Annotated in this window: 11 protein-coding genes; 3 read left to right on the forward strand and 8 right to left on the reverse strand. The window is 61.5% G+C overall.

What is annotated here, in order from left to right; all coding sequences use genetic code 11:
- Positions 1–247: 247 nt before the first annotated feature.
- Genes IG196_RS24830 through IG196_RS24840 form a run of 3 tightly spaced genes read right to left on the reverse strand, consistent with a single transcriptional unit; the run spans position 248 to position 3,410 of the window.
- The gene (locus tag IG196_RS24830; protein ID WP_192193439.1) at positions 248–1,240 is read right to left on the reverse strand and encodes an NAD-dependent epimerase/dehydratase family protein; all 993 of its coding nucleotides are present in this window, start codon (positions 1,238–1,240) and stop codon (positions 248–250) included.
- Complete coding sequence (locus IG196_RS24835; RefSeq protein WP_192197138.1) at positions 1,237–2,430, reverse strand: alpha-hydroxy acid oxidase; 1,194 nt, start codon at positions 2,428–2,430, stop codon at positions 1,237–1,239. The genes IG196_RS24830 and IG196_RS24835 overlap by 4 nt, the downstream gene beginning before the upstream one ends.
- Entirely contained in the window at positions 2,430–3,410 is a 981-nt protein-coding gene (locus tag IG196_RS24840) for a Bug family tripartite tricarboxylate transporter substrate binding protein (RefSeq protein WP_192193440.1), read from the reverse strand. Before IG196_RS24840 ends, IG196_RS24835 begins: the two co-directional genes overlap by 1 nt.
- A 129-nt stretch (positions 3,411–3,539) precedes the next feature.
- On the opposite strand from IG196_RS24840, the gene IG196_RS24845 reads away from it, so the two are divergent.
- A complete protein-coding gene (locus IG196_RS24845; RefSeq protein WP_192193441.1) occupies positions 3,540–4,367 on the forward strand; it encodes an IclR family transcriptional regulator C-terminal domain-containing protein in 828 nt (275 codons plus the stop codon).
- Between the two features lie 40 nt (positions 4,368–4,407).
- Here the strand turns inward: IG196_RS24845 and IG196_RS24850 are convergent, their stop codons facing one another.
- Positions 4,408–4,593, reverse strand: a complete 186-nt coding sequence (locus tag IG196_RS24850; RefSeq protein WP_192193442.1) for a hypothetical protein — start codon at positions 4,591–4,593, stop codon at positions 4,408–4,410.
- A gap of 281 nt (positions 4,594–4,874) precedes the next feature.
- Between IG196_RS24850 and IG196_RS24855 the strand changes: the two genes are divergently transcribed.
- The gene (locus IG196_RS24855) at positions 4,875–5,156 is read left to right on the forward strand and encodes an HU family DNA-binding protein (RefSeq protein WP_192193443.1); all 282 of its coding nucleotides are present in this window, start codon (positions 4,875–4,877) and stop codon (positions 5,154–5,156) included.
- A 233-nt stretch (positions 5,157–5,389) separates the two neighbouring features.
- Positions 5,390–5,635 (forward strand): hypothetical protein, encoded by a 246-nt coding sequence (locus IG196_RS24860; RefSeq protein ID WP_192193444.1) that lies wholly within the window; start codon positions 5,390–5,392, stop codon positions 5,633–5,635.
- A 246-nt stretch (positions 5,636–5,881) separates the two neighbouring features.
- Here IG196_RS24860 and IG196_RS24865 read toward each other — a convergent pair whose 3' ends face one another.
- The 4 genes from IG196_RS24865 to IG196_RS24880 form a co-directional block, all read right to left on the reverse strand.
- Positions 5,882–6,826 carry a LysR family transcriptional regulator gene (locus IG196_RS24865; RefSeq protein WP_192193445.1) on the reverse strand — a complete coding sequence of 315 codons (945 nt, stop codon included), beginning with the start codon at positions 6,824–6,826 and terminating at the stop codon, positions 5,882–5,884.
- Positions 6,823–7,155, reverse strand: coding sequence for a hypothetical protein (locus IG196_RS24870; RefSeq protein WP_192193446.1), 333 nt, complete (start codon positions 7,153–7,155; stop codon positions 6,823–6,825). Before IG196_RS24870 ends, IG196_RS24865 begins: the two co-directional genes overlap by 4 nt.
- Before the next feature lie 424 nt (positions 7,156–7,579).
- Positions 7,580–7,819: a hypothetical protein gene (locus IG196_RS24875; protein ID WP_192193447.1), complete on the reverse strand. Its 240-nt coding sequence runs from the start codon at positions 7,817–7,819 to the stop codon at positions 7,580–7,582.
- A gap of 280 nt (positions 7,820–8,099) precedes the next feature.
- Complete coding sequence (locus IG196_RS24880) at positions 8,100–15,746, reverse strand: beta strand repeat-containing protein (protein WP_192193448.1); 7,647 nt, start codon at positions 15,744–15,746, stop codon at positions 8,100–8,102.
- Positions 15,747–15,838 lie beyond the last annotated feature (92 nt).

Below are 15,838 nucleotides of genomic sequence, written 5' to 3' on the forward strand. Positions count from 1 at the left end.
GGTCTAGAACGAAGAAGCGATCCGTCCCACTAACGGGCTATTTACGACTTTCCGGATCGAAGAGCGACGAGTACGGTGTTTTCTCGGGCTCATACGCCATTTGACAGCGCCCTTAAATTGCGGAACATGCCGCCGCCTTAGAAAACGACGGCTGATTCAGGGTCTAGCCGAAGATGAACACTTCTTAATGTGAAACTTTTTGCGCAGGAGGGACAAAACCCTCCAATCGAAACGAACGTTCGAACCATCAGGCGCCAGGCTCACCCTCTTGGTCACGATGGCCTTGAATCGCAGCAAGATGTTCAATCGTGTCCTGCAAAGAATATGCGGCTCGGAACTGCAGTTCCCTCCGAGCGGCACTGACATCTGATGCCGCAGGTCTCTGGTGTGGGAATCCAGAAAATCCCCCCGCGGGCAGCTGCAGATCGACCACGCCCAATTTCGGATAGTGTCGACGTACCATTTCCAAAAGCTCCTCAAAGGTATGGGCTCGTCCAGTTCCGATGTTGTAGATGCGCTGCATCGGAGCCTTGGCGTGCAGCGCCGCAACATGGGCTGCTGCGCAGTCGCGCGCATCCACGAATTCTTCCTGACCGCCCCAGAGCAGATTCGGGTTCTCAAATCGGGCCGGCTTCCCTGCGCGCCCCGCCTGGAGAAGACATTCAATCATCTGCCCAGGTACGCTGGAGGCGGCCTCCGCGCCAACGCCCAGCACGGCTCCGATTCGAAGCACCACTGCATCCACACCGTGGAGTTGTGCGTACGCCAGAGCCAGATGTTCGCCGGCCACTTTAGTCACCGCGTAGATGCTTCCTGGCCGTTCGCTCACGATCCTATAGGTGAAATCCTCTCCAATTGGCTCGAATGGCAATGAACTGAAGGCGGAATACATGACGGTGGTGGAACTTGCGATGACCACACGCCCTAGTTCGAAGCGACGAGCGGCCTCCAACACATGTGCCGTTCCCATCACGTTCACCCGCACACCGGCCAACGGATCTCGATGGATAGCCGGTGTCAACATTGCGGCCGTATGCGCGATCGAGCGCACCCCATTGCGCTTGATCAGCCCGCATAACCCTTCCCAATCAGTGACATCGCACAACTCCAACGGAAGCCCATCAAGCTCCCGAGGCGGCGGGCGCCGCACATCCGCCAACAAGACCCGCTCGCCCTGCTCGACAAGCTGCCGCGCGATCAATCGACCAAGCAATCCGGCACCAGTGACGAGTGTTGTCATAGCTGGGTACCCCTTATTCCGGAGCTCGCATTGCGCGTGATCGTTCGCCACAAGATGGAATCATCGACTTCGACGATTTTCGACCGACCGCAGAACGCCATTGTGTAGTCCAGCTCCTTATGAAGGATCTCAAGTACCTTGAACACGCCGCTCTCGCCCTTCGCCGCAAGCCCATAAAGCGCGGCGCGTCCGATCAGAACGCCCTTGGCCCCTAGTGCAACGGCTTTAAGCACGTCTTGACCACTACGCACACCTCCATCCAGAAACACCTCCATCCGACGCCCAACGGCATCGACGACATAGGACAAAGCTTCAATGCTCGATGGCGCACCATCAATCTGCCGACCGCCCTGATTGCTGACGCTGATCCCGTCCGCACCTGCATTGAGCGCATGACGCGCATCGTCAGGGTCCAGCACCCCCTTGAGGATCAACTTCCCATCCCAACGACGCTTGATCCACTCGACCATGTTCCAGTCCATTCGGAGCTCGAACTGCTGCATTTGCCAAGCGGCAAAGGAAGCGATGTCGGTGACACCTTTAGCATGGCCGATCACGTTGCCGAACCCGCGTCGCTTCGTCCCCGACATGTCCAGACACCAAGCGGGATGGCGCGCCATGTCAATCCAATGACGCAACGTGAAGCTGGGTGGCATCGACAGACCATTTTTCACGTCGCAATGGCGCTGTCCAACCAAGTGATAGTCCATGGTGAGGATCAGTGCGCTGCAGTTCACAGCCTTGGCGCGCTCGATCAACCGCTCCAGGAACTCGCGATCGCGCAGCATGGAAATCTGAAGCCAGAACGGCGCCTTCGTATGCCGGCGGATATCTTCAATCGAACACACGCTGCCGATGGACAGGCCGTAGGGAATGCCAAAACGCTCAGCCGCGCGCGCTGCAAGAATCTCCCCGTCCGCTCTTAGAAATCCCGCCAGCCCCGTAGGCGAGATGGCCACAGGCATCATTGCCTGCTGGCCTGCAAGCGTGGTAGCGGTGCTGCGGTGCTCAATATCCACACCAACACGCTGACGCAGCTTGATTGAACAAAAATCGGCTTCGTTGGCGCGATAGGTACTTTGCGTCCACGCACCGGAGTCCACGAAGTCATAGAACATCCTTGGAAGGCGCTTCTTCGCTAGTACGCGAAGATCTTCGATGGAGGTAATCTGAGAAATATTCACAAGAATCAATCGGCGCGAATGCCGAACTCCTTGACGAGTTTTTCGAAACGTTCGTCGTCCTGGACGATCTGTTGAGTAAGTCCAATCGGCTCTCCTCCGGCTGGCTCAATGCTGAGCGAGATCAGCTTGGCTACCACCTCTCTCATTTTGAGGATTTCATTCATATGCTGGTTCAGAGTCCGAACGATCCCACCCGGAAGTCCTTTGGGCCCCATCAACCCTTGCCACGCATCGACTTGAATCCCCTTGTATCCCAACTCTTTGAGGGTTGGCACGTCAGGCAGCACCCTACTGCGATCGGATCCTGCCACCGCAAGCGCTCGCAACCGGCCTGCGCGAATGTGCTCCACCACGGTGCCGGGCGTTACCCAGCCCACCGGTACGTGCGCACCGAGAACGTCTGCCACCACCGGCGCGGATCCGCGATAGGGAACATGGGCGATGCTCACGCCGGCCGCCTTGTTCAGCATCTCACCAACGATGTGCATCGGAGAACCTGCTCCGGGCGAGGCATAGCTCAGGGTTCTGCCTGCCTTTGCTTCGGCAATCAGCTGCTCAACACTTCTTATCCCAGTGCTCGTCGCCGTCACCAAGACCAGCTGTAGCCTTGCATCCTTGATGACTGGCGTGAAATCTTCGGTCGCGCTGTATCTTGTTGCGGCAGACAACCGAAGTACATGGGGCGCGATGACGAACGGGCTCGGAGCGTAAAGGAGCGTGTGGCCGTCGGGCGCTGCTTTGGCCACATACGCGGTGCCGATCGCACCGCCCGCGCCAGGGCGGTTCTCAACGATGACCGGTTGCTTTAGTTGGAGCGTCAGTTTCTCTGCGTAGATTCTTGCGACCGCGTCCGTATCACCTCCTGCGGGAAAAGCCACAATAAGGGTGACAGGCCTTGCGGGCCAAGACTGTGCCCTTGCACCGCTTGCAACCAGCACCGTGGCAGCTGCAGAAAAACGAACCATTTCACGTCGCTTGAAACTCATACAGGACTCCCTTTCTACATCGCACCTGCCCTTGCGCCGAATGCGCCGGGTGGATACCAGCGGCAGTCTAGAAAGAGACTCGATTCATCGACAGGTATAGTTTCACCAGGAGAACAAACCATCGCGCAGATGAAGATGAGCCAGGGCGAACGAACCTCGAGCGTCAAGACGATCAATTCGCTGGGTAGAGGCTTGGAGGTGCTTCGCGAGATCGGTCTGGCGACGGCGATCACCTTCTCCGAGTTGTTAGAAAGAACCACACTTCCCAACGCGAGTCTGGCTCGAATTCTCAAGACGTTGGTCGAGACAGGATGGATCAAGCGTGACGCTGCCACTGGGCGCTACACCTTAGATGTAACGGCCGCGGCATCGGAGCAAACGATGGCGCACGTCAGAACTCTTTCCGAGCAGGCTGCCGATGCACGAACAGTCCTTCAGCGGCGTATCCCCTGGCCAACGGATCTGGGCGTGCGTGACGGCGTTTCAATGCTGAGCCTGGACGGGCCATACACCGGCAGTAGCTTGAGTGCCAACTTCAAGAGTCTGGGTTCTCGTCCGTCAATGCTCCGTTCGTCGCTGGGACGATGCTACTTGTCCTTTTGCTCGGCTGAAGAACGACACAAAATTCTCTCCGCACTGGCTCACTCGCGCTCAGAAGCCGACCGCGCTGGGCTCAATCCGGATGCCTTGGGTAGGATGATCAAAGAGACACGGCAGCGGGGTTACGCCACCCGCAACGCGTCACATACCAGCGCAGACTCCCCCGAGCGATTCGGCGCACTCGCAGTGCCAGTGCTTGTGCGCGATCAGGCCTTCGCGTGCCTTTGTGTAGTTTGGCTCCCCGCTGTTATCGATGAAAGCGAGATCGTCAAAACTTGCCTTCCTCATCTCCAAAGTGCAGCGCGCTCGATCGAAATAAAGCTTGAAACGAACCGAGTTGATACCCTTGGTATTTAGATAGAGGGCACAAAGATCGTTCCCGTCTGCACGACCCCATCTAGGCTTGCGACGCTGCTGCTGAGGTTTCGGGTGGGGATTCTGCGGGCACCGACGGCGGCAGTGCGGCGATCAGGACCAGTGCGATCCCGAAAGCGATGACAGTGATAGCGGTTTTCAAGCTTCTTCTCTTTTGAACAGCACAGCTGCTGTAGGGGCCGAAATCATATGCGTCGGCATCGATCAAGGCCGTTGCTCAGCGTGAAAAAATTCCGCCTAGAAAAGAGCTCGCGAACGGCGCTTCGTTCGCTGTTGCCGAATCTGTGAAAAATTCCTTCCCGCTATGAATCGTTTCGTCGCCGTCGGCAGTTGCACATCGTCATGTCGGACCCACGAGACAGATCGGGATGTTTCCGTTTCGAAACGCTTCCATCGGGTAACTCATCCATGCGTCGTGCTTAGACTCGACCCTGCGCGCATTCGCGTCGCTGATTCCGTTTCAACCCATCCATTGAAAGAGTTCCTGTTTTGAACAAGACCGACCTCGTCGCAGCCATCGCCGCAGATACCGATCTCAGCAAGATCGATGCGGCCCGAGCACTTGATTCCGTCATCGACAATCTCTCGCGCGCCTTGGCACGCGGCGACACCGTGCAGCTGATCGGCTTCGGCACCTTCTCGGTGTCAGACCGTCCTGAGCGCTCCGGCCGCAACCCGTCGACGGGTGAAGCAATGACCATCAAGGCAAGCAAGGCAACGAAGTTTTCCGCGGGCAAGGCGCTCAAGGACGCAATTAACACCGCCAGTTGAAAGCAGGTCTAGCGCCGCTACGGCAATAGATCGAGAACAAAGACCCAACGAGCGTGATTTTTTCTTGCCAGACCGGATTTTGCGTCGACGTCCTCGCGGCGCCAAAGGGCATCGGGCTTCACAATATCGACGCTGTTTCTTGTTGAGCAGCTCTTCGGTAGTTTTTGATCGCTTCACCCGCTTCGGCGGGTTCTTTTTTGGGGCCTCACGCGCGGCCAATGCAGGATATCTAGATGACGATGGAATATCTGCGGCACTTTGCCGAGCAGAAGCTCCCCTGCGAAACGTTCGCAGCCCTAGAGATCGACGCGCTCAGAGTGCTCAGGGATGCTGAGCTAATCATGGCGTTCATCCCCCCGCAAGATGCGGTTGGACACGATAGCGTGAACGACAAGTCCGCCATGGTGCTGACCATCACAAAGAAGGGTCGTCAAGCCCTGCGAGAAGCTTTCCAGCGTGCTGGCATAACGGGGGTGTAGGACCTCGCCTAGCTCATCGTCATTGCCCCAAGGTCGTTCCACCTGTCCGAGCCGGAGCGCAAGCGAAAGCACCTGTTCTGCACCCGTCCCCGAAGCCCGCTTTGCGCAGCAACGTCTCCCATCCCCGTTTCAACCTTACTGTTGCTGCTTTCGTGCTGGCCTTGTTGTGCTGCGTACTTGGGGGAGTTCGCTTCCGGCGATCAAGAATGGCTATGCGCTGATCGGCATTACAGCCGACGATGGCCGCTATGGATGTTGCTTGACGTAGCGGTAGAGAAACTCCTTCAGTCCACGAGCTGTCTGACTCATGTCGTCGTCTCTGGGGCTGAGCATCCCCAGCGGACGAAACGGGGGAATGTCGATCACGTCGAGCATCGCCAACTGACCGAGGTCGATCAGTTGACGAAAGACGCTGTAAGGCGCAAGGATCACCAGCCGCTCGCTGCGCAACTGTGCCAACACCATGGGGCTCGAGAGTGCCTCGATCTTCCGCAATCTTGCAGTGAAGCCATGGTGGTTCAGCAATTCGTCGAACACGTGGCGCGCCTGCGTCGCGGGATGAAGCAGCAACCACGTTTCGTCGCAGAGCTCGGCGAAGCTCAACGCGCTCTTCGAGATTAGCGGGTGCTGGGGCCCAACAACCACGACGAGCCGATCCAGCAAGAGTTCGGAGAACACCCAACCTTCAGGCCGAACCGCGGGTTCGCGGCACAGCATCAGGTCGATCTCCTGCTTTAGGATCAGCGTTGCCGTGCGCGGCGCGTTGGCCTCCTGGAGTTCGATCACGACGTCTGGTCTCACGCTGGCGAAAGCTGGCAGCGCACGCACCAGCAGGCCGCAGATCGCGCCATGGATTGCGCCGATACGCACGATCTGCTGCGCACTCGTCTGCCGAAACGCCACGAACTCCGTTCCTCTCTCGAGAGACGCCAGCGCACGCCGCACGAAAGGCAGCAATTCCGCGGCCATTTCCGTCATCCGCATTCCACGCGCATGACGCTGGAACAGCGTGCACTCCAACAGTTGCTCGAGGTCGGCAATGAGATTCGTCACCGCAGGTTGGGTCAGTCCGATGGCGTCGCCCGCGCGTTTGGCGCTACCCAACTCGGCAACAGCCGCATATGCCTGCAGATGTCGGATGCGGGCTCCCGTCATAAGGCGGCCATAGAGAATTGCCGCGGATGGCGTCATGACGAGTCCACTTTGGCCGCCGCCTGGCAGCAGGCCCCCCCTTTCATGCGCAGCCGCACGATCGATGTTCGATCCATGTCCGGCACAAGCATTCCAGCCTCTTTCCAAAAGCCAAGTACGTAGGAAATACGCTTGAAATCGCCACCTGTCAAGCCACTGGGCCGGCTGCCAGATGGGCCGGAGCATGGGCCATCTATGGCATCAACCCCATGCTTGAAAGTAAATGACAGTAAATCGACAGGGAACTTTTTCTCGCAGCCCACACCTTTAAATTTCAGCTGCCGCACACAGGCCGTGCGCAGGTGTAAAACACGGGGGCTGTCACGCACTGGGGTTCGCCCCTTTGATCAATTGGATCGATCGACCCGCTTCGGCGGGTCTTTTTTTGCTCACGCCGCCGAGAACTTGAAAGAAAAAATTCCCATGAATGGCGGGAATATTCGCTCTTCTTTTTCAAGTTTTCTCGTGATCGATACGCGCTGTCGTCCGTCGCACCAATTCACACGTTGGGCATTTCAATAACGTCCGAAGGAGGCCGAAATGTCCAGAACCAATCAACGCATGAGCTTCGACCAGATCAAGACTCAATTCGGTAGGTCGTTTCAGCGCGGTGACCGCGTTGTCTGTGAAGTCCGAGTCGGCACCATCACGGGAATCACTTATCCACATGTGCGCGTGAGGTTCGACGGGCAACAGATCTCGGTGCCGTGCGATCCTCGCGAACTTCAGCTGTACCGACCGCACTGAGAGTTGCTACAGAGAGGGCAAGTCGACCTTCGCTACATCGAGCGCATTCAGCGCGCATACCCCGGCCAGCCACGCCTCAGCGGGAGTCTCGTGCGGGGTTTCATCGGTAATCAAGGGGCGATACGACAAACAGTCGATGTTGTCCGTGATGGCATCCAGCACCGTGAAATAGAACGCGCCCGGTGCCAGCTCATTGACTGTGAGCGCCCAGCGCCCTTCCCAATTCATTCGCATCTTGTGGTTCATTCGAGATTTGTAAGCCACGAACCCACATCGGTGGGTAAATGAAGATGAAGTGTCCCGGAATTTTTTCTCGACCTCACAGGTTTTGCGCATTACATCGAACGCTGCGCCCCGCGCGCCGATTAAAAAGCAGTGCTGCCTCACCGCCTCATGGTGGGCAGCTTGGTGATCGTTGACTGTTTAACCCGCTTCGGCGGGTTCTCTTTTACCCTGGCAACGTCGTCGTCCAGTCGCCGGGCGTGATGGGACCCGCCCAACGCCCCTCCGCGGGGAAGCTGGGCGGTCAATCAACCTTGACCTGAAACAGCACCGCGCCGGTGGCTCCCGGGTTGATCGTGCCGGCAAAGATCCAGCTCACCGGTCCCGAGCCACCGGCCGCCTGCCCCACATCACAGGCCACGGTGGCGGCGGGCGCCGGATTGGCAGGCGTCGTCTTTCGACAGGCCGTCAGCGTGGCCGGTGTGATGCCTACGGTGCTCGACACGAAGGTGGTGTACGCCGGCGTCGCATCGTTCACTGTGAGATTGCCGATCGGGGTCGTGCCGTTGTTGGTGTAGGTGACACGGTATTCCAGCGTCTCTCCCGACTTGGCCTGGTTGTTGATGGTGAAGGTTGTTGCGCCCTGTGTCACGTTGCGCACTTCCTTCTTCAACTCCAGCGCGGACGTAGAGACCGTCGTGATGTCGTCGAGCGTGTAGGTCGCGCTGAGCTGTGGAGCCGGCAACGAATTGGTGAGGGTGAAGTTGGCCTGCACCTTCGCATCGTTCGAGTAGCCCGGTTGGGCGGTGGCCGGAATGAATTCCTGCACGATCACACAGACCGTCTGGCCTGCAGTCACGGTGATCGATGCAGAAGGCGGATACAGCGTGACGGCGCCTGGCTGGAGGCCGCCGCTGCAGGTCGGGTCAGCAAAGATCTTCTCGGCCCAACCGGCCAGGGTGGGTGTCGACGTCGAAGCACTGATTGCGAAGACAACGCTCCCGCCTGTCCCTGCAACGAAGGTGTGCGCATAGGTGACAGTGTTGCCCGGCTGCCCAGTCTTGGCACCGCTGGTTGCAAAAGTACTGGGATCGACATCGCCGAAGTTCAGGTTGGCATGGGCGGCGCCGCTCCACGTGAATGCAATGCGATCGGGGGTGCCGGCACGCGCGTAGGTGTATGTTGCGCCTGCCGCCGCAGTGGCCGTCCCCGACGGTAATGGCACATTACCCACCGAAGCACCCGTGGAAATACGACTGCCTGTGTTGAACTCTTCAACGCACAGCGGGCTGCCCACGGTCGCCGTGGCGGGAATGGCCAAGGTGTAAGCGCCGGTACCGTCCGTGATCGTCGTACCGTACACAGTAGCCGCACAGTTGGTCAATCGCACGGTGACGCCCGGAATGCCGGCTTCGGCCCCATTAAGCACACCATCGTTGGCCGTGGCGGAAGCGCCCATCCCCGTGTCCAAGAAAACCCGGCCGCTCACGGTGGCCGCGACAACGTTAGTGAAGGTACAAGCCACCGCCGCGCCGTTGGCCAGGCCAGCTGCGGGTAGTGTCACCGTCCGGGTCACCGTATCGACCACGGCCGTCGCACCGCCCGTCAGGCCGGTGCAAGTCGCACCGGCGAAGGTGAATCCGGCCGGCATCGACCCGGCGGGTTCGGTGAGCACCGTCTGGACATTCGCAGCTGCCAACGTCCTCACCGCACCGGCCACAGTGGCCCCGGCCGTCGCCACCTGAATGCTGTCGGTGCCGAAACCGTTGGTGCCGCTGAACGCGAAGGTGCCCGTGCCGCCCAGCGCCTGCTTGCGGATCTGCACCGTCGGCAGGCGGTTGTTGGTGTAGGTACAGGCGATGGCCTTGCCGGCGTCGCCCGCGCCGATCACCAGCGTGTTGCTGGTCTGGCCGTTGGTGCCGCTCAGTGCGTTGGCCGTGGCGCCGCCGTCGGCGGTACACGACAGCACGGTCGTGTAGTTCGCCAGCGTGCCCGTGGGCATCGTCTCCGCGGGGAAGGTGATGGTGTTGCCGACTGCGGCCACCACCGCCGTGCCGCTGTTGCCGGCGGTGGGTGCGGTCGCGGTGAACAGGGTCGTGTTGCTGCTGCCGCCCGAGGTGGCACCGATGCTGGCCACATCGCCGCTCGTGCTATCCGCGCTCCAGGCCTTGCGCAGCTGCACGGTGACGGTCTTCGGCGTGTTGGTGTAGGTACAGACGATGGCCTTGCCCGCATCACCCGCGCCGATCACCAGCGTATTGCTGACCTGGCCGTTGGTGCCGCTCAGCGCGTTGGCCGTGGCGCCACCATTGGCCGTGCACGACAACACCGTGGTGTAGTTCGTCAGTGTCCCCGCGCTCATGGTTTCCGCGGGGAACGTGAGGACGTCGCCAGCCGCCACTGTCACGGCCGTACCGCTGTTGCCAGCCGTCGGTGCATTCGCCGCGAACGGCGCGGTGTTGCTCGCTCCGCCGGCGCTGGCGCCGATGTTTGCCACGTTGGCCACCGTGCTGCCGACGCCCCAGGCCTTCGCAAGTTGCAACGAAGCCGTCTTGCGCGCGTTGACGTAGGTGCAGGTCACAGCGCTGTCCTTGGGCATGTTGAAGCCCCAGCCCAGACCGCTTCCCGTCGTCAGGGTCACTACACTGCCATCGACATCCTTGGTACAGCTCAACGTAGTGTTGTAGTTGGCCTCGCTGCCGCTGGTGAAGACTTCTGCCACGGTCACTGCGCTGCCGCTGGCCGCCGTGGCCGTCGCGTCGATGGTGGTGCCGGATACCGTGGACGACCCGGCGGAGATCGCCGTCACGTCGACAGCGAGACCGCTGATCGTGAGACTGACCGCATCGCCAGCGTTGGCGTTGGTCCAGGTCTTCGTCACCTTCACTGCGAAGGTTTTTCGCGTATTGGTATAGATACAACTGACAGGATAGGAGAGATTTCCAACCGTCACCGTGGCACCGCTCGCAGTCCACGGATAACACGAGGCCAGCACGCCGGTATAGCCACCGATGTTGCCCCCGGGCAACGTCTCGGCCAGGGTCAGCGTTTCGCCGGCAAACACTTGCACCTGCGTTGTCGACGAATCCGAATCGAAGTCGGCAGGCGAGGCGGCGTCGGAATCGAAGGTGTGGAACACCAAGCCACCGCGCGCCACAGTCAAGGTAGCGTCATCAGCGGATGCCGCACCTGCCCATTGCTTGGCCAGCCTCAGGAATCCCGATTTGCGGGTGTTGGTGTAGGTGCAGACGATGGCCTTGCCCGCGTCGGCCGCGCCGATCAGCAGCGTGTTGGTGAACTGACCATTGGTTCCGCTCAGCGCATTGGTTGTTGCTCCGCCATTGGCGGTACACGAAAGCACCGTGTCGTAGTTCGCCAGCGTGCCCGCGGTCATCGCCTCCGCCGGGAACGTGAGCGTGTCGCCGGCAGCCACGGTCACGGCTGCACCACTATTGCCCACCGAGGGAGCGGTCGCAGTGAAGGCCGCTGTGTTGCTAGCTCCTCCAGCGCTGGCGCCAATGTTGGCGACATTGCCCGTAATGCTGTTCGCACCCCAGGCCTTGGCCAGTTGCAGCGTGGCCGTCTTCTTCGTATTCGAGTAGGTACAGACGATGGCCGTGTCGGCCGCGCCCACCGTCAGCGTGCTGCCCGACAGACCGCTGGTGCCAGTACAGGTCAGCGCGCTCGTATAGTTGGCGGCGCTGCCCGTGGTGAAGCTCTCGGCCAGGGTGATGACGCTACCCACGGGAACGGCCTGCACCGTGCCGGTGTCGGTCTCGGCGGCCGTGTTGGCGACCGAGAGCAGGGCCGTGAGGCCCGTGCCGGTGACGCTCACCGCATCGTTGACACTCGCGCCCGACCAGGTCTTGGCCAGCGTGACATTCGCTGTCTTCGCGGTGTTGGTGATCTCGCACACGATCGGCAGGCCCGCGTCGGCGGTGCCCAGGGTCAGCAGGTTGCCGCTGAGCGACCCGCCGCCGGTACAACTCCAGGCGCTGGCCGTGTACGAGCCCGCGTTGGTGCCAAACGGCGTCTCCGACAGGGTGACCGTGTCGCCCACCGCCACGCGTTGCGGGCCGGCGGTGTCGGTCTCGTTCGGAGTGTTGGCCGTCGCCTGCAGGTTGAAGGCGTAGCTGACGTTGTGGTTCGGATGACCCGTGCCCGAAGCGCCCAGCGTGAAGGCATCGTTGACCAGCGCGTTGACCCACTTCTTGCGCAGCACCACCGTCGGCGCCTTGGCGTTGGTGACGGTACAGACGACGTTCGAGCCCGCGGCCGTCGCGGCTGCGTTCAGCGTGAACTGGTTCGTGTTCGCCAGCGTCCCGCGCGTCACCGCACCGCCGCTGCCCATGCCCGTGCACGAGACATCGGTGATCACATAGTCGGGCACGCCCGTGGCCGGCGTGTAGGTTTCAGTGACGGTGGTCGCCGTGCCCGGCGTGGTCAACGTCTGCACCGGCCCGTTGACGGCCGTGCCGGCCACGGCGGTGGTGACGGTGTGTAACGCGACACCATTGGTGCCCGTGAACTCGAAGGCAGCCGTGCCGCCGAGCGAACGCTTGGCGATGGTCAGCGTCGGCGGCTTGCCGATGTTGGTGTAGGTACACACGATGGCCTTGCCGGCATCGGCCGCGCCGATCAGCAGTGTGTTGATCGCCTGACCGTCGGTGCCGCTCAATGCGTTGGCTGTGGGGCCGCCATTGGCGGTACACGACAGCACCGTGTTGTAGTTCGCGAGCGTGCCCGTGGTCATCGTCTCCGCAGGCAGCGTGATCGTGTTGCCCGCCACGACCATCACGGCCGTGCCGCTGTTGGCGGCCGTGGGCGCCGTGGCGGTGAATGCGACGGTGTTGTTCGTGCCACCTGTGCTCGCGCCGATGCTCGCCACGTTGCCAGCGATGCTGCCGACGCCCCAGGCCTTGGCCAATTGCAGCGTTGCAGGCTGGACCACGGCGGTCGTCGTCGTGCTCGCATCACAGGGCTGCCCCGGCGCCGTCGTACACAGCGGGTCACCACCGCCCGACACATTCACGACGTTGGTGGCGCCCGACGGTCCCACCGCCCCCACGGCCACAGCGACCGGCACGGTGATCACGATGTTGCCGTTGGCCGCGCCCATGGCGATCGTGCAGCCGCTCAAGTTCGTGGCACCTGCCGCAGGACAACCGCTCAAGGTGCCACCTGTGGCGGTGACTGGACCATTGGTGGTGATGCCCGCAGGCAAAGGGTCCGTCAGTGTGATCGGCGCCGTCGTCGGTCCGTTGGCCACCGTGACGGTGATGGTGTAGCTCTGCCCGCTCGCGCCCACCAGCAGCGGGTTTGCGCTGACCGTCTTGGTAGTCGTGAGCTGGGGCAGCTTCTTCCGGTTGGTGAAGGTGCAGGTGATGTCGTCGTTGCCTGTGGGCGTCACCGAGAAACCGCTGATGCCGGAGCCGCCCGGCAGCACGGTGGTGGAGCCCGCCGTTGCATTGGTACAGCTGAGGCTAGAAATGTACTGAGACAGGGTCGTCGTGAGGTTGCCTCGCGTCTCCGACAACGCATAGATGCCACCGGAGTTGGCGGGGAACAAGGCATTGGTGTCGGCCTGACCGGTGACCGTGGTGCCGTTGCCGAGGGTAGTGAGCAGCACCGTCGAGGTGCTGGCCGTCGCCCCGCTGGGACCGACGATCGACAGGCTGAACTGGTCGGGCGTGAGCAGGCCGTCGTTCACGCGCCCGTCGGGCAACAGCTTGGTCAGGCGAAGGCGCGGACGGGCGTTGGTGAACACGCAGGTGAAGTCGGCGCCGGCCTTCACATTGGCTGCGGGAATCGTCAGCGTGCTGCCCACCAGCGTCCCGATCGCGCCCGCGGGATTACCGCTGGCTGTGCTGTTGGCATCGGTACAACTGGCCGAGACCAGCGCCCACCCCGTCAGCACACCGGTCAGCGGCGCTTCGGTGAGCGTCACGGCCGTGCCCGTCGTGGTCACGTTGATCGGCGTCGGTGACGACGGGGTCGGCGTGCCGGCAGCGCCCGTGACGATGCCTGCCGGCGCGCTCGCCAGGTTGGTCTGGCTGAAGTTGAACGTGCCGCCTGCGCCCCCTTGCGTGACCTTCTGTACCTTCACGGTCGGTGTTTTGGCGTTCGTGAACGTGCAGGTGACTGTCTCCCCTGCCCCCACGGTGATGGAAGCCGTGCCGCTCGCCACGCTGCCGCCGGTGGTGCAGCTCACATTGCTTTGCGTCCATCCGCTGGGTAGCGCTGCTTCCTTGACGGTATAGACGGTGGCACCGGGCGTAACGTAGAACGTGCGGCTGTTGGGCAGCGTGGCGTCCGTGGGGTCATCGTCCAGGCCGAAGCTGGCTGGCAGGTTCGAGCCGCCCGTCGTCGTGAAGCTGAAGTCCTGCGCATGGTCGGGCTGCGCATCCTTGACGATGACGATGGTGCCCAGCACGGCGTCGGTGTCGATCACCGTGTTGGTCGCAGGCACAAGGTCGGTGTAACCCGCAGGGGTCGTAAGAGTCGCGGTGTTCGAGACCGAGGCAATGCCCGCCCCCACCGTCGCGGTGACGGTGAGCGTCAAGGAGCTGCTCGGCGGAAACCGCATGATCGTCGCACCGCCCTGCAGAGCCGCCACGCGCAGCGCTTGGTCGGCCTGAGTCAGGCTAACCGGGCACACGGCCAAGCCCGTGGTGACCGCGCAGGTCACGTTGGTAATGGTCAGCCCCGGGGTAGCAGGGTCGGCCACCACGGCGCCGTCGGCAAAGTTGACGGAGGGGTTGGTCACGACGATGGTATACGTGGCAGTCGCGCCCGGTGCCACCGACGTCACGCCGTCGGTCTTGGTGACAGTCAAGTCCATTCCGGCACGGGTCAGTGTGAACTTCGCCACATGGCCGCCGCTGGTGAGTGGAGCCGAGCCATTGCGCGACTGCATCGCGACGTTAGGGGGCGCGAAGCCACTACGAAACTGAAAGGTTGCGCTGAGGCCGTCAGATTCAGTGTTTGTGATGAAATTCGCCCCGGCGGCAGTACCTGTGTCCGTCATCGGATCGGTGTTGATGACCGACGGATTCGCCACCTCGGTGTATCCGGCGACCGTGTCGAAGCCCGCCAAGCCACTCCCGGCGTAACCATTGAGGCCGAACAGCAGAACACCGTCTCCGGCCCCTGTCGGCGCTTGGCCTGCGTCATAGCCCGTAAGGCATTTCGTCCATGTCCCGGGCGTAGCGCCCAAAAGGGCACTGAGGCCCGTCGCGCAATTCACATCGGACGTGTCGGCCCCCGAACGAACGATGCCCGTGCCAGCGCCTCCGTCCTTGCGCTGACTGACGTTGTTGAACTGGAGGCCGGTCAACATTGCCTCGTCACCCGCCCGATGAGGCGCTTGCACATTGGGCAGCGTCACGGTGATCGTGCCGCTGCCTGCACCGCCGAGCAAGGTGCGCAGATCGGCTTCGTACAGCGCCAGGAAATAACTCTCCAGGCTATAGATCGTGCGATCGATCGTGCTGGTGTTGGGCATGCCTACCCACCGGTTGGCATAGCGAAGATCCCCGTTCGGAGGTACCAGCGGATTGGTCAGGATCAGAGAGCCGCCCGGCCCACTCGCTGCGAACTGGATCTGTGGATTCACCCCATTGTTCGCTACCATGGTGGGACCAGCGAAGTTGCTGTTGGCCTGACTGGGGGGCTCGTCCACACAATCCGCCAATGCTTCAACGCCGCCACTGATGCAGTGATCCCGCTCGAAAGACGCTGCGAGCAAAACAACGCGGTTCTGTCCAGCCGCCACATTGAACGTCAGCGTGGGGGTGCCGAACGCACCCGAGCCGCTGGCCTTTGCTGTGGTAGTGCCAGCAAATGCCACCGTTTGAGCCTGCGCCTGTGTTGGCGTCAGGGCCAGCGCAGCTAACGCAAGCAAGCCGCTCGACAAGGCCGACGCAAATCGCGCGCACAGGGTTCTAGGCATCATTCTTTTCTTCTGTCGATAGGGCAACATGACGACGGGGTCCGTCACTGGTCAAGCGGACGCGGTGCCCGCAAGGAAAAAGTCGGTAGCTG

Origin of the sequence: Variovorax sp. 38R, assembly GCF_014843395.1 — a bacterium.
Lineage (GTDB): Bacteria > Pseudomonadota > Gammaproteobacteria > Burkholderiales > Burkholderiaceae_C > Variovorax > Variovorax paradoxus_H.